Annotated in this window: 11 protein-coding genes and 2 pseudogenes; 8 read left to right on the top strand and 5 right to left on the bottom strand. The window is 65.9% G+C overall.

What is annotated here, in order from left to right:
- The first annotated feature begins 5 nt into the window (after nucleotides 1-5).
- Complete coding sequence (hemH, locus tag Q1A87_RS16505) at nucleotides 6-1,049, top strand: ferrochelatase (RefSeq protein ID WP_299653625.1); 1,044 nt, start codon at nucleotides 6-8, stop codon at nucleotides 1,047-1,049.
- A gap of 24 nt (nucleotides 1,050-1,073) precedes the next feature.
- Here hemH and Q1A87_RS16500 read toward each other — a convergent pair whose 3' ends face one another.
- The 4 genes from Q1A87_RS16500 to Q1A87_RS16485 are packed head-to-tail and all read right to left on the bottom strand — an operon-like array spanning nucleotide 1,074 to nucleotide 3,912.
- Nucleotides 1,074-1,253, bottom strand: coding sequence for a hypothetical protein (locus tag Q1A87_RS16500; RefSeq protein ID WP_299653587.1), 180 nt, complete (start codon nucleotides 1,251-1,253; stop codon nucleotides 1,074-1,076).
- A 60-nt stretch (nucleotides 1,254-1,313) separates the two neighbouring features.
- A complete protein-coding gene (gene mutT / locus Q1A87_RS16495; protein WP_299653585.1) occupies nucleotides 1,314-1,712 on the bottom strand; it encodes an 8-oxo-dGTP diphosphatase MutT in 399 nt (132 codons plus the stop codon).
- A 19-nt stretch (nucleotides 1,713-1,731) separates the two neighbouring features.
- Entirely contained in the window at nucleotides 1,732-3,084 is a 1,353-nt protein-coding gene (argJ, locus tag Q1A87_RS16490) for a bifunctional glutamate N-acetyltransferase/amino-acid acetyltransferase ArgJ (protein ID WP_299653583.1), read from the bottom strand.
- A 3-nt stretch (nucleotides 3,085-3,087) separates the two neighbouring features.
- Nucleotides 3,088-3,912 (bottom strand): peptidylprolyl isomerase, encoded by an 825-nt coding sequence (locus tag Q1A87_RS16485; RefSeq protein WP_299653581.1) that lies wholly within the window; start codon nucleotides 3,910-3,912, stop codon nucleotides 3,088-3,090.
- 183 nt (nucleotides 3,913-4,095) lie between these two features.
- On the opposite strand from Q1A87_RS16485, the gene secA reads away from it, so the two are divergent.
- From secA to Q1A87_RS16455, 6 genes and pseudogenes are all read left to right on the top strand, one after another.
- A complete protein-coding gene (secA, locus tag Q1A87_RS16480) occupies nucleotides 4,096-6,798 on the top strand; it encodes a preprotein translocase subunit SecA (protein WP_299653577.1) in 2,703 nt (900 codons plus the stop codon).
- A gap of 298 nt (nucleotides 6,799-7,096) precedes the next feature.
- Nucleotides 7,097-8,182, top strand: a complete 1,086-nt coding sequence (locus tag Q1A87_RS16475; protein ID WP_299653574.1) for an AAA family ATPase — start codon at nucleotides 7,097-7,099, stop codon at nucleotides 8,180-8,182.
- A gap of 9 nt (nucleotides 8,183-8,191) precedes the next feature.
- Nucleotides 8,192-8,614 (top strand): hypothetical protein, encoded by a 423-nt coding sequence (locus Q1A87_RS16470; protein ID WP_299653571.1) that lies wholly within the window; start codon nucleotides 8,192-8,194, stop codon nucleotides 8,612-8,614.
- Between the two features lie 38 nt (nucleotides 8,615-8,652).
- Nucleotides 8,653-9,036 carry a metallophosphoesterase gene (locus tag Q1A87_RS16465; protein WP_299653568.1) on the top strand — a complete coding sequence of 128 codons (384 nt, stop codon included), beginning with the start codon at nucleotides 8,653-8,655 and terminating at the stop codon, nucleotides 9,034-9,036.
- A gap of 138 nt (nucleotides 9,037-9,174) precedes the next feature.
- A complete protein-coding gene (locus Q1A87_RS16460) occupies nucleotides 9,175-9,471 on the top strand; it encodes a hypothetical protein (RefSeq protein ID WP_299653565.1) in 297 nt (98 codons plus the stop codon).
- 173 nt (nucleotides 9,472-9,644) lie between these two features.
- A pseudogene (locus Q1A87_RS16455) lies at nucleotides 9,645-11,030 on the top strand (IS1182 family transposase).
- A 164-nt stretch (nucleotides 11,031-11,194) separates the two neighbouring features.
- Here Q1A87_RS16455 and Q1A87_RS16450 read toward each other — a convergent pair.
- Nucleotides 11,195-12,490 (bottom strand): annotated as a pseudogene (locus Q1A87_RS16450) (IS5 family transposase).
- Between the two features lie 591 nt (nucleotides 12,491-13,081).
- Here Q1A87_RS16450 and Q1A87_RS16445 point away from each other — a divergent pair.
- Complete coding sequence (locus Q1A87_RS16445) at nucleotides 13,082-14,542, top strand: hypothetical protein (RefSeq protein WP_299653562.1); 1,461 nt, start codon at nucleotides 13,082-13,084, stop codon at nucleotides 14,540-14,542.
- Nucleotides 14,543-14,588: the final 46 nt, after the last annotated feature.

Below are 14,588 nucleotides of genomic sequence, written 5' to 3'. Positions count from 1 at the left end.
ACAAGATGGAGACGCGGCCCCTGCCGCATGCCCCGGCGGACCACCCGCCGATCCGGTCCGGCAAGGTGGGGGTCCTGCTCGCCAATCTCGGCACGCCCGAGGGGACGAGCTACTGGCCCATGCGGCGCTACCTGAACGAGTTCCTGAGCGACCGGCGGGTGATCGACTACTCGCCCTTCGTGTGGCAGCCGCTCCTGCAGGGGGTCATCCTCTCCACGCGGCCCTCCAAGTCCGGCAAGGCCTATGCCTCGATCTGGAACAAGGAGGCGAACGAGAGCCCGCTCGCCACGATCACCAAGGCCCAGACCGCGGCGATGGCCACGCGGATGCAGGCGCGCTACGGCGACCGGGTGATGGTCGATTACGCGATGCGCTACGGCAAGCCCTCGACCCTCGACCGCGTGCGCGAGATGCAGGCGGCGGGCTGCGAGCGCATCCTGTTCTTCCCGCTCTACCCGCAATATGCCGGCGCGACGACGGCGACGGCGAACGACCAGTTCTTCCGCGGGCTGATGAAGCTGAAATGGCAGCCGGCCTCGCGCACCGTGGCGCCCTATTTCGAGGTTCCGCGCTACGTCGATGCGCTGGCCGCCTCGGTCGAGCGGGCCTATGCGGCGGCGGAGGTCGAGCCGGACATCCTCGTCTGTTCCTACCACGGCCTGCCGAAGCGCTATCTGATGGAGGGCGACCCCTATCACTGCCAGTGCCGGAAGACGACGCGGCTGCTGCGCGAGCGGCTCGGCTGGAGCGAGGACCGGATCACGACCACGTTCCAGTCCCGCTTCGGGCCGGAGGAATGGCTGAAGCCCTACACGGTCGAGGAGGTCGCGCGTCTGGCGGAGGCGGGGAAGCGGAACATCGCGGTGATCGCGCCCGCGTTCTCGGCCGATTGCATCGAGACTCTGGAGGAGATCAACGAGGAGATCCGGGAGAGTTTCGAGGAGGCCGGGGGCGAGCGCTTCGCCTACATCCCCTGCCTCAACGACGACGCCGCGCATCTCGATGCGCTGGCGGAGATCGTGGCGGAGAACTTGTCGGGCTGGATCTGAGCCCGACAGAGGTCCTCCGGGGGATCAGGCGCTGACGAGGCGCCCCGTGAAGGTGCGCGTGCCGACGCGGACCTGGCAGAGCCCGTCCTGCAGCATCTTCACGAGCGTTCCCTGAATCGAAAGGTGATTTCCGATGACGATGGTCTTCAACATGATGCGTACCTCGCGGGAGAGCATGTTCGGGAAATCGAACGTATGCGCCATTCTCCGGAACGGAAGTTAAATCGACGTTAAAGCGGCATAATTCTCCGTGAACTGCCTGTTTCATAGCCAATCCCGCAACACTGCCACGAGCGGGACGTCTGCCGGCGGCATCGGATAATCCTTCAGGTTTAAAGGCCTGACCCAATTCAACGCCTGGCCTTCCCGGGCGACCGGCTGACCGTGCCATTTCCGGCACACGAAAAGCGGCATGAGCAGATGAAACGTCTCGTAGGCATGCGAGGCGAAGGTCAGCGGGGCCAGGCAGGACGTCCATGTGTCGATCCCGAGTTCTTCCTGCAACTCCCGGATCAGGGCGGCTTCCGGCGTCTCGCCGGGTTCGACCTTGCCGCCGGGAAACTCCCACAGCCCCGCCATCGACTTGCCTTCGGGCCGCTGCGCGAGCAGCACGCGGCCGTCCGGGTCGATCAGCGCGACGGCGGAGACGAGGACGATGTTCACGGGGGATCGGGATCCGCGCTCAGGAGCGGTAATCGGCGTTGATCTCGATATAGCGGTAGGTCAGGTCGCAGGTCCACATCGTGTCCGCCGCATCGCCCAGCCCGAGATCGACCGACAGCGTGATCCTGTCGCGCTTCATGTAGGACGCGCCCGCCTCCTCGGTGTAGGTCCGGGCGATCTGTCCGCCCTCGGCCACCGTGATGTCGCCGAAGCGGATCGTCAGCCGGTCCCGCTCCGCCTTCGCGCCGGACTTGCCGACGGCCATCACGACGCGGCCCCAGTTCGGGTCCTCGCCCGCGATGGCGGTCTTGACGAGCGGCGAGTTGGCGATGGCGGAGGCGACGCGGCGGGCATCGGCCGCGTTGGTCGCGCCGGTGACGCGGACCTCGACCAGCTTGGTCGCCCCTTCGCCGTCCATGACGAGCTGCAGGGCCAGATCGTGCAGGACCTCGTGCAGGGCGGCCTTGAAGACACGCCCCGACGCCGTGCGGGCCGAGGTGATCTCCGCATGGTCGGCCTTGCCGGTGGCGGCCAGGATCAACGTGTCGGAGGTGGAGGTGTCGCTATCCACGGTGACGGCGTTGAAGGTCCTGGCGGTGAGATCCTTCAGCATGGATTGCAACGCCCGCTCGCCCACCTTCGCGTCGGTGAAGACGTAGGCGAGCATCGTGGCCATGTCGGGTGCGATCATGCCCGAACCCTTGGCGATGCCGGCGATCTTCACCTCCGTTCCGTCGATCTCCACCGTCCGGACGGCGCCCTTCGGGAAGGTGTCGGTCGTCATGATCGCCTCGGCCGCCCCGGCCATGCCCGCCGGGTCGAGCCGCGCGGCCATGTCGCCCAGAACGCCGACGATGCGGTCATGCGGCAGGGGCTGGCCGATCACGCCGGTCGAGGCGGTCAGGACACGGCTGGCGGGCAGGCCGAGCGCCTGGCTCACGCCCTTGCAGACCGCGTCCACGGAATCCGTCCCCGCCGCGCCGGTGAAGGCGTTGGCGTTGCCGGAATTGACGAGGATCGCCCAGCCGCCCGTCGCGTCGCGCGACTTGAGCTTGGCCTGGCAATCGAGCACCGCGCCGGACCGAGTCGCCGAGCGCGTGAACACGCCGGCGACCGATGCCCCGGCCGCGATCTCGGCCAGCATGACGTCGGTGCGGTCCTTGTACTTCACGCCCGCCTTGGCGGTGGCGAAGCGCACGCCGTCGATGGCGGGCAGGTCGGGGAAGTCCGGCGCCAGCGGCGAGACGAGCGGGCCTTTGGGCCCCTCGATCCGCGCCTCGAGCGATTCGACCTTGGCCTTGAGCTTCTTCTTGGTGCTCTTGGCCTTCGACTCCTTCCCGGAGTCCTTGTCCTTCTTGCCGGACTTCCCCATCGCTCAGTTCCCCAGCAGCGAGTCGTCCCGGATCACGGACGGATCGATCTCTTCCTCGGAGCGGGTGACGTCGGCCTCGGAGACGAGGCGTGTCACCTCCTCCTGCAATCGCTGACCCTGCACCTGCGCCTCGAGTTCGGCGCGCACCTCGTCGAGGCTCGGCGCCTCCTGCTGGCGCGTCTCGTTGAGGCGGATGACGTGCCAGCCGAACTGCGTCTGGATCGGATCGCTGACCGAGCCCGGTTCCATGCCGGCGACGGCTTCCTCGAACTCGGGCACCATCATGCCGGCGCCGAACCAGCCGAGCTCGCCGCCGTTCGGACCCGAGGGGCCGGTGGAGCGCTCGCGGGCGACTTCGGCGAAGTCCGCCCCGCCGCGGACCTCCTCGGCGATGGCCTGCGCCTCCTCCTCGGTCTCCACGAGGATGTGGCTGGCATTGTATTCCGTGCCGCCCTCGGCACTGCCGAACTGCGCGTCGTAGGCGGCCTGTACCGCGGCGTCGTCGACGGGCTCCGCGGCGATGCGCTCCATCGCGCGGTTGGCGAGCAGGCCGCGCGTCTCGTTGTCGACGGCCAACTGGTCGGCCTCGGTCGTCTCGGCGGAATCGACCAGGGCCTGCTGCTGGATGATCTGTTCCAGCATGCCCTGGTACAACGCCTCGTCGGGCATCTGCTGGTATTGCTCGGGCAGGCGCTCGCGCAGCGCGACCAGATGGCCGAGCGTGATTTCGGTGCCGTTCACGGTCGCGAGAACGGACGAGGCATCCTGCGCCTTCAGCGGCGTGGCGAGGGCGAGCGCGATCGCGGCGCCGGTCAGGAGATGTTTCATCGGATGGTCCTTTCAGGCTCGCTGGAGCCAGGCAGTCGTGGCGTCCCAATGGGCGTTCGTTGACACCCGTCGGGGCGGGTCTTAAGTGCGGCCAAGACGAATTTTGACCGCGCCCTCCCCGTGATTTACCCCTCTGATATGGGGCCTTCCCGCGGTCGGCAAGGGCGCGAGGACAGGACGGACATGCTGGGACTTGGTGCAATCGCGAAGAAGGTCTTCGGCACGCCGAACGACCGGAAGGTCAAGGCGACGCTGAAGCTCGTCGAGCGCGTCAATGCGCTGGAGCCCGAGTTCGAGGCGCTTTCGGACGAGCAGATTGTCGCGCGGACGGAGGCCCTGAAGACCCGGGCACAAGGGGGCGAGAGCCTCGACGAACTGTTGCCCGAAGCCTTCGCGAACTGCCGGGAGGCGGCGCGCCGTGCGCTGGGCCTGCGGGCCTTCGACGTGCAGCTTCTGGGTGGCATCTTCCTGCATCAGGGCAACATTTCCGAGATGAAGACAGGCGAGGGCAAGACGCTCGTCGCGACCTTCCCGGCCTATCTGAACGCGCTGTCCGGCAAGGGCGTGCACGTGGTCACGGTGAACGATTACCTCGCCCGCCGCGATGCCGACTGGATGAGCAAGGTCTACACCGCGCTCGGCATGACCACGGGCGTCGTCGTGCCGCAGCAGCCCGAGGCCGAGAAGCGCGAGGCCTACCGCGCCGACATCACCTACGCGACGAACAACGAGCTCGGCTTCGACTATCTCCGCGACAACATGCGGGCGTCGAAGGAGGAGATGGCGCAGCGCGGGCACAATTTCGCGATCGTGGACGAGGTGGACTCGATCCTGATCGACGAGGCGCGCACGCCGCTCATCATCTCGGGGCCGTCCGAGGACCGCAGCGATCTCTATACCCGCGTCGACCGCCTGATCCCCGAGATCGGGGAGGAGCACTTCACCCTCGACGAGAAGCAGCGCAGCGTGACCTTCACCGACGAGGGCAACGAATGGCTGGAGGAGCGGCTGCTGGTCGCCGACATCCTGCCCGAGGGCCAGTCGCTCTACGATCCCGAGAGCACGACTATCGTGCACCACGTCAATCAGGGGCTTCGCGCGCACAAGCTGTTCCACAAGGACCAGAACTACATCGTCCGCAACAACGAGGTGGTCCTGATCGACGAGTTCACCGGCCGGATGATGGTCGGGCGGCGTCTCTCCGACGGTCTGCACCAGGCGATCGAGGCGAAGGAAGGCGTGGCGATCCAGCCGGAGAACGTGACCCTCGCTTCCGTAACGTTCCAGAACTACTTTCGCCTCTATTCCAAGCTGTCCGGCATGACCGGCACCGCGGTCACCGAGGCCGAGGAGTTCATGTCGATCTACGGGCTCGGCGTGGTCGAGGTGCCGACGAACCGGCCGATCGCGCGCGCCGACGAACACGACGCGGTCTACCGCACCTCGGCCGAGAAATACGCCGCCATCGTCGACGAGATCCGCACGGCACACGACAAGGGCCAGCCCGTCCTCGTCGGCACGACCTCGATCGAGAAGTCGGAGATGCTGTCGGCGCTCCTGAAGAAGGAGGGGCTGCCGCACAACGTCCTGAACGCGCGCCAGCACGAGCAGGAGGCGCAGATCGTCGCCGATGCCGGCAAGCTCGGCGCCATCACCATCGCGACGAACATGGCCGGTCGCGGCACCGACATCCAGCTCGGCGGGAACGTCGAGATGCGGGTGCTGCAGGCGCTCGCCGAAACGCCCGAGGCCGACCCCGAGGAGGTCCGGTCCCGGATCGAGGCCGAGGTCGCCGACGAGAAGCGTCGCGTGCTGGAGGCGGGTGGCCTCTTCGTGCTCGCGACCGAGCGACACGAGAGCCGTCGCATCGACAACCAGCTCCGCGGCCGGTCGGGCCGTCAGGGCGACCCGGGGCGCTCCGCGTTCTTCCTGTCGCTCGACGACGACCTGATGCGCATCTTCGGCTCCGAGCGGCTGGAGAAGGTGCTGAACACCCTCGGCATGAAGGAGGGCGAGGCCATCGTCCACCCGTGGGTGAACAAGTCGCTGGAACGTGCGCAGGCCAAGGTCGAGGCCCGCAACTTCGACATCCGAAAGCAGCTGCTGAAGTTCGACGACGTGATGAACGATCAGCGCAAGGCCGTGTTCGAGCAGCGCCTCGAGATCATGGAAGCCAAGGATATCGGCGAGATCGCGCAGGACATGCGCCATCAGGTCGTCGACGATCTGGTGGACCAGTACCTGCCGCCCAAGACCTATTCGGACCAGTGGAACGCGCAGGGCCTCTATGCGTCCGTGATCGAGGTGCTGGGCATCGACGTGCCCGTCATCGCCTGGGCGGACGAGGACGGCGTGGATCAGGAGGTCGTGCGCGAGCGGCTCTACAAGTCGACCGACACGCTGATGGAGGAAAAGGCCGAGGCGTTCGGCGTCGACCAGATGCGCCAGATCGAGAAGCAGTTCCTGTTGCAGACGATCGACGGCAAGTGGCGCGAGCACCTGCTGACGCTCGAACACCTGCGCTCCGTCGTCGGCTTCCGCGGCTACGCGCAGCGTGACCCGCTGAACGAGTACAAGACCGAGGGCTTCCAGCTCTTCGAGTCGATGCTCGACAGCCTCCGCCTCGAAGTCACGAAGAAGCTCGCCAAGGTCCGCCCGCTCTCCGAAGAGGAGCGGACGGCGATGATCGAGCAACTCGTCTCGCAGCAGAAGGCCCGGGCGCAGGCCGGCACGCCGCAGCCGGTGGACGAGCCCGCCGCGGCCGCGGACGGCGCAGCGCCCGGCTTTGTCGAGGATGATCCGTCGACCTGGGGCAATCCGGGCCGGAACGAGCCGTGTCCCTGCGGCTCGGGCAAGAAGTTCAAGCATTGCCACGGGGCGTATTGAACGGCGCTTCGTGCTGTGCATCCGGCAAAAGTTCTGCCTAGCTCGTAGTAAAGTTCCGCCCAAAATTTGACGTCTGTTTGAGTATAAGTCTCTAAAATCGTTTATTTTCAATTGATTAGATTTACGATAAGACAGAAAAGCTGGTTTGCTCAGCAATTCGTTTGACATCCTGCTTGGCCCCCGTTCACCCTCCGTTCTGTAGGGCCCGGACCCTTTCCACAGCCACCCCCGCGCCGCCCCCACGGACGGCCGGGACGCGGCCCGCCTCGATCGGCGGCTGCCTGTCGAAAGGACGATCATGCCACGCATCCCCATCATGGCCGCGCGCTACCGTGACGACTTGCCCTCGGTCACCGACATCGAGCGCCGCCTCTTCGCGCACTTGGCGCGGCTCCGAGGTCGGCGGGGCGGTGGCGGTCCCGAGGCACCGTCGGACGGTGACGACGACATCGCCGTGTGGCAGCTCTGCCTGCCCCGGTCCGACAAGATCCGTATCCACCGCCGCGCCCGCGCCCTCCACGACCGCGCCGAGGCCGCCACCGGTCTCGCGCACCTGTCCGCCGCGACCCGTGCCCGGCTTGCCGTGTTGCGTGATGGTGCCGATCTCGTAACGATCCCGACCGAGCACCGCGCCGACGAGATCGCCGCCGCCCTGCACGCCGACATGCCGTGGATGGCGCCGGCAACCGAGACCGTCTGGCATGCGATGCGACGCTCGGTCCGCGAGGGTAACCCCGGCCTGCGTCTGCCGCCGCTGCTGCTCGTCGGGCCGCCGGGGATCGGAAAGAGCCACTGGGCCCGGGCGCTCGGATCGGCGGTCGGGATGCCAACGACCGTCGTCGACGCCACGACCGAGCCGGCGGGGTTCGCGATCGCAGGCTCTCAGCTCGGATGGGCCTCCGCCGGACCGGGGCGCGTGATCGAGACGATCCTGGCGCATCGCGTCGGCAATCCGCTGATCGTCGTCGACGAGATCGAGAAGGCAGGGAGCGTTCAGTCGAAGTCCGGCACCGTGCACGATCTTGCGCAGGCCTTGCTGCCACTTTTGGAGCGGTCGACGGCGGCGAGGTGGTCCTGCCCGTACTTCCGGGTCAGCTTCGATATGAGCTGGCTCGGCTGGGTGCTGACCGCCAACACCACCGCGGGGTTGTCCGCACCGCTGCTCAGCCGCTGTCCGCCTCTACGTCTGGCGGGACCGACGCGACCGCAGCTGCGCGACTTCGCCATCCGGCAGGCTGCTCTACACAACCTACCTGACGAGGCCACGACGGCGATTCTTGAGACGATCGAGCGCCTGCCGGCACACACCCAGCCAAGCTTGCGGACCGTCCAGCGCTGCATCTCGCGGGCCCGGGCGGTACTCGCCCTGCCCGTGCTGCACTAGGGGGTGACGATGACACCTTCGGACACCGACAAGCCGTCGGGCATTCTCGATTCCGACGACCGCGCCACCGACCCTGACGCCATCCGCGTGGTCGCAACGGCGATGCGCCGGATCGCCGAGGCTTGGTTGCTGGCACCCGACGAGGCCGCGGGGCTTCTCGACGTCGCGCCGGACGACTGGAACCGCATCGCCGCCGGGACCTACGACGCGCCGTTCGAGGCCGCGCAGATGAAGCGGGCCGGCTTGCTGGTCGCCCTGTACACCGCGCAGCGCGCAGCGTTCCCCGGGATCCTCGGCACGACATGGATCATGCGGCCGAACACCGGACCGAACTATGGCGGCCGCCGTCCCGTCGACCGAATGCTCGATGACGGGAGCGCGGGCATGATGTTCGTGTACCGACACCTGCGATCCATCCAGCAACCTTGGTAGCCGATGCCGACTTCCATGCACATCGAGGGCCAGGACCGATGAGGCCCGACCTGCGTCACGTCTCGCTGCCGCCGCGCGTCCTGCCGGGCGACATACTCGCCAATCTCGAGGTCTTCGCGATCGGCGACGTCCACGGGCAGGCCGATCTGCTTGCAGGCTGTCTCGAGGTGATTGCAAGAACACCACGGGCCCTGGGGACCGAACGTCTCGTCGTCTTCCTAGGCGACCTCATCGACCGCGGTCCGGACAGCCTGCGGGCCATCGGGCTGATGATGAACGCATCCCGGCTCGCCCGCGCCGATCGCGTCGTCCTCCTGCCCGGCAACCATGAGCAGGTACTGCTCGACGCGCTCGACGGGAATGCGGAGCCGTGGCTCGCGATCGGCGGCAAGGCCGTGATGCGCGAGGTCGATCCGGCGTAGAATCGCAGACCTTGGCCGCAAGCGCGAGAGCGTCTCCGCGCGGCCATCCCCGAGGCCTATATCGCTGCCATCCGGGCTGCGCCGTCGCATCTGCGCATCGGCGATCCGCTCTTCGTCCATGCCGGGCTCGATCCGTCCGTGCCCGACGACATCCATCTCGCCCGGGACCGGCCGATGGCCGATCTGCACTGGGCGGCGATCCGCCACGAGCGCCTGACGTGGCAGGGCGGGTGGGACGTCGATCCTTCCACAGGGCAACGATGGCGGGGGCCGACGATCGTCGTGCATGGGCACACGCCGGCGATCCGGACGTCGCTCATCGAGACGGCCGAGGAGCTAGAACAGATGGACGGCGTCGAGGGCTACCGGGCGATCTGTATCGATGCCGGGGCGGCGAACCGGCCGCAGCTCGGATGGGCGCGGTTTGCAAGGTAGGGCGAGAAGAGCGTCGGACGGATCGGGGTGGTCTTCGCCGGCCCGCCGGGTGATCCAGGGTGAGAACAGCTGTTCTTAAGATGTCTTGATAGCGCGTATTTCGTTGAAAAACTCGAGCTTGATCGAGGTGCGTCTGGCTGATCCAATTCCTTTAATGGGCGGGAGGGTCGGCGATGATGGGACCGAGGCAGGAGGCGCAACCGGCGCTGTTCTACGAGTTCTCGCTGGAGGATCACGTCCCTCAGGATCACCTCCTGCGCTCCATCGACCGCTTCGTGGATCTGAGCAGTATCCGCGGCTACCTCGCTGATTTCTACAGCCACACAGGACGCCCGTCAGTCGACCCTGAGCTGCTGATCCGCATGCTCTTGGTCGGCTATTGCTTCGGTATCCGGTCCGAGCGTCGCCTTTGCGAAGAGGTGCATCTGAACCTGGCATATCGCTGGTTCTGCCGCCTTGATCTAAGCGACCGGGTCCCGGACCACTCCACCTTCTCCAAGAACCGTCATGGCCGGTTCCGGGATAGCGAGCTGTTGCGGCATCTGTTCGAGACGACGGTCGCACGGTGCATCGCGGAGGGCCTGGTCAGCGGGCAGCGCATGGCGGTCGATGCCAGTCTGATCGAAGCGGATGCGAACAAGCAGAACTCGACGCCGAAGGAGGAATGGGACGCGGCATGGATAGATCCGGCCGAGGCACCCCGCGCGGTTCGTGAGTATCTGGACACACTGGACGAAGCTGCTTTCGGGGCCGCCAGCGAAGTGCAGCCCAAGTTCACGTCGCATTCCGATCCGGCCAGCCAGTGGACGGCAGCGCGCAAGGGTCCGGCGTTCTTCAGCTATTCCGACAACTACCTGATCGACACGGACCACGGGGTCATCGTGGACGTGGAAGCGACGCGGTCCATTCGCTAGGCCGAGGTCGGCTCGACCAAGACCATGTTGAAGCGCGTAAAGGAGAAGTTCGACCTGCATCCCGAACGCTTGATTGCAGATACTGCCTACGGGTCGGGTCCGATGCTGGGCTGGCTGGTCGAGCGCAAGATCGCCCCGCACATTCCGGTCATAGACAAAGCCGGCCGCACCGACGACACCTGGACGCGCGCCGACTTCGAGTGGGATGCCGAGAACGATCGGTACATCTGCCCCGAGGACCACGAACTGAAGCAGTTCCGCCGGAACTATTCCGACCCGAACCGGGGGCCAACCGGCACAGGCGTCGCCAAATACCGCGGCCTGAAGCTCACCTGCCAGGCCTGCCCCTCGAAGCCGCGCTGCTGCCCGAACATGGACTTCCGCTCCATCACCCGCGAGGAGCACGATGACGCCCGCCAAGTCGCTCGCGACATTGCCAAGACCGAGCAATACGGCGTCTCGATGAAGCTGAGGAAGAAGGTCGAGATGCTCTTCGCGCATCTCAAGCGCATCCTCGGCCTGGGAAGGCTCCGACTAAGAGGACCATGCGGCGCGAAGGACGAATTCCTGCTCGCCGCTACCGCCCAAAACCTCCGGAAACTGGCGAAGATTCTTCCCGCACCGCAGCAAGCGCAAAACGCCTGAGAAGAAAGGCGCCTGCGCCAATCACGAGCGCCAAGATTCTGCGCTCGCGAACGGGTGTTTTTCCACAGAATCGGCGGAGAGCGGACGTTCGCTGTGCTTGCGAGCAGAGGGGGACCGTAGGCGAAAGCAACCATTCAACGTAGCTACATAGTCCGTCCTGAACATCACGCTGGGTGCGCGATCTGACGGTTTGGCAGGGTGAGAATCGGGGTTGCGTCGCCCATGAGGCGGAGCAGCGTGACGAGGATTTCGGCGAGAAGAGCCTGGAGGCGGGCGAGGATCAGGCGGATGTTATGGCCTGCCCCGCAAAGCACGGCGTGGAGCGCATCGCCGATGGTACCCTTGAGGGGCGAGCGCGACAGGCGGCCGTCGGTTTTCATATGACCAATAGTGGGTTCGGTGCCGGTGGCGGGCTCGATGCCGTGACCGCGGTAGCCGCGGTCGACGAAGACGCGCCGGGGGCGGGCGTCGGCGAGGATCTCGACCTGTTCGACGGCCTCGTGCAGCGTGTGGCCGTCGCAAGGATTGCCGGGGATCGGACGCGTGCCGACGACGAAGCCCTCGCGATGGGTCGTGGCGACCGAGACCTTGCAGCCGAACTCGTAGCGCTTGTGCGCCTTGCCCTTCGAGATGCAGTCCACGTCCGGCTCGTGCAGCGCGTAGAGCTTGCGCTTGTCGCGGGGCTTCTGGCGCAGCAAGCGGGCGACGAGGGCGAGCTGTCCTTCGATCCGGGCACGCAGGGCGTCGTCGGTAACGGTGTGCAGCCTGCGGGCGACGTCGCGCATCACGCAGCCGGTGTAGCCCTTGAGGGTGCGCAGCCCCTTCCTCATCCGCTCGAATTGCCGGGCATGGGCGTAGCGGCCAACCTGCCGGGCCAGGCGGGGGCCAAGGCGGGCATAGCTCTGGCGCAGCTCGATCCCCGCCTCGCGCGCCAAGCCCACGAGGCGCAAGCGGGCGCGCTCGGAGAGCCGCGTGTCGGTCGGGTGCGCGATCGCCTTCTCCATCACGGTCGTGTCCACGATCACGTCGCGCGTGCTGCGCGTGTCGATCACGCCGGCACGCCGACCGGCCTCGATGGTCTGCGTGAGCAGCCACTCGACGCCCTCCTCGCCGATGCGCTCCCGCCAGCGGGTCAGCGATGACGGATCGATCGGTGGGCGATGCTGAAAGAACACCTCGCCACAGAAGTGCTGCCAGTAGGGGTTCTCCGACCATCGCGCGACGATTGCCTCGTCGGAGAGCGCGTAGGCGTGCTAAAGGTAGAGCAGCCCCGCCACCAGCCGCGGCGAGGTCGCGGGCCGGCCCGTATGCGACGGAAAGAACCCCGCCCATTCGGCCTCGAAGAAATCCCAGTCGATCAGCGCCTCGAGCCGCACCAGCCCGTGGCGCATGTCGATCAGATCGGTGAGCCGGGGGCGAAGCAGGTCGTCTTGGTCGGGCGCGCGAGGCTTGGGCTTCATCGGGCCTCCGAAATCGCAGGGTTCCGGGCTCAAGAATACCAAACCCTGCGAAACCAGCACAGCGCGAACGTCGGTTCGTGGCGTGAAATCAGAACGCTAGACGTTGCTCAGAGCGGACTACATAAAGGCCTATTATCGGCCCCAGACCTCAAGCAAACAGCGTTACGGCGTGATGCCCCCGGTTGATCATGTTGAACTTTCATGTCGGATTGAAGGAGCTTACACCGCGAGCGGCAATCGACTGGGTTGGCGCTTCTTGTACAGCCCAGTTCATGTTCTCGACGAAGCCGAGATCGCTTTTTTGGGACTCAATCCTGGAGGAGATCTCCGACCGTCCGACCACGCGGAATTCCCGATGCCCTCGGGCAGTGCCTATGTCGAGGAGAGCTGGGCCGGACACGCACCTGGACAAAGTCCTCGCACCGACGCCCGCATCTTGAATTGCAATATTGGTTCCTGCAAACGGAGCAGCGGACCGATCGGTCTAGCCACGGGGTGCCATGGCAGTCCTTGTCGGGTAATCTGCATTGCGCGTCGCGACGATCGACGGACGTCACGATACGAATTTTGCCGAGGTTGGGGTCGTAGGCGATGAAAACGAAGGATGCTGAGATCGAACTCGACCGGTTACTGATCAAGTTGGACAACCCTCGGCACGAGCGGAAAGCCAACGCTGCAGCGGCGATGAAGGAACTGATCGAGAACGAACGGGTCGTCGAACTCGCTCTCGACATTGCCAAGATGGGCGGGGTGAACCCGTTAGATTTAATCGGCGTGGTCCGAGATCGGGGAAGCCCGAAGGACGACCCGACCTATATCGCGGCGGAGGGCAATCGTCGCGTCGCCGCGTTGTTGCTTCTCGACGACCCGGAACGCATGCCGGCAAACGTCACGCAGCGGGCGTCTCGTATCCGCCGTCTGCGCAGTGCGGCCAAGGCGCTTGGTCCGATCGGATCGGTGAAAGTCGTGATCTTCCCGAGCTTTGAGTCGGCGGACCCGTGGATTGACAGGATGCATGTCGCCAGCGGAGCCGATGGTGCCCGAAGACGGTGGAACCCTACTCAGCAGGCGCGACGCAACGGCGAGACCAGTAACGTCGAGGCAGTCGAATTGATCGCGACGGCGCGCAAGACCGGGGTCATCACGCCCGCGGAAGCGGATATTATCGCGCCGACGAACGTAACGCGGATCGTTTCCAGCGCCGCGCGGCGTACGCAGATCGGCCTCACAGGTTCGGGCAGCGAACTGCGCCGGACCTTGCCATGGGACGTTTTTTGCATTGGCTTAGAGAAGCTGATGCGCGATCAGCTCGACGAACCTGCCAAGCACAACAGTCGGGCGTTGCACAACGCCGACAGGCTCAACGCCTATGTCGCGACGATCGTGCGGGCGCTCGGGGCACCGGCACCCTTGCCGAACGGCGAGAGCAGGACGCTGATGCCGACGAAAGCAGAGCGCGACGAGGCCGCGCAGTCTGGAGATGAAGAGGACGGCACCGAGGCCGAGGAAGACGTGCCGAAGGCAACCGGCGGCGATGAGGCCGGAGGGGAGGACGCCGCCGGCGGGTCGGGAGCGGGGAGTGAAAACCTGGACAACGGTCGCGGGAAGGGTGATAACAACGCGCCAAGAGGTGGGACTGTCGCGAAGGACGAGGCCCTAGAACGCGCGATCGCGGCTCTCGACAATCCCAGCATGAGCGAACTCTACGGATCGATTACGACAGTCAGCGCGAACCAGCATTCCGCTCTTGTCTGCATCGGGTGTAGCACCCTGCTTGAACACCTACTGAAGGCGACGGGTTGGGACGGCAAAGGAAAGATCGTCGACCGTGTCATGGGGCTGCCCGAGGTGAAGGCGAGGTACGAACCGGCCTCGCTTGGGTCGATCAGCAGCATTCTCGGTGGGCTACGCGCTCGCGCCAACCTGGGCAAACATGACAGCAAGACTGGCGGTGTCCACGGCGGCGCGCTCATCAAAGACATGGCGACGCTCTCCGGCGTGTTCGCCGCCGTGGCTGAAGTTGCGGTCTTACACAAGGCCCAGGGCAAGTAGGGCTGGCCGAGTTGTAACCAGCCTGTTAGGCTAGCCATAGCTAACA

Source organism: uncultured Jannaschia sp. (assembly GCF_947494055.1).
Lineage (GTDB): Bacteria > Pseudomonadota > Alphaproteobacteria > Rhodobacterales > Rhodobacteraceae > Jannaschia.
The sequence above is the reverse complement of the archived record's forward strand: the minus strand, read 5'-3'. Positions and strand labels throughout refer to the sequence as shown.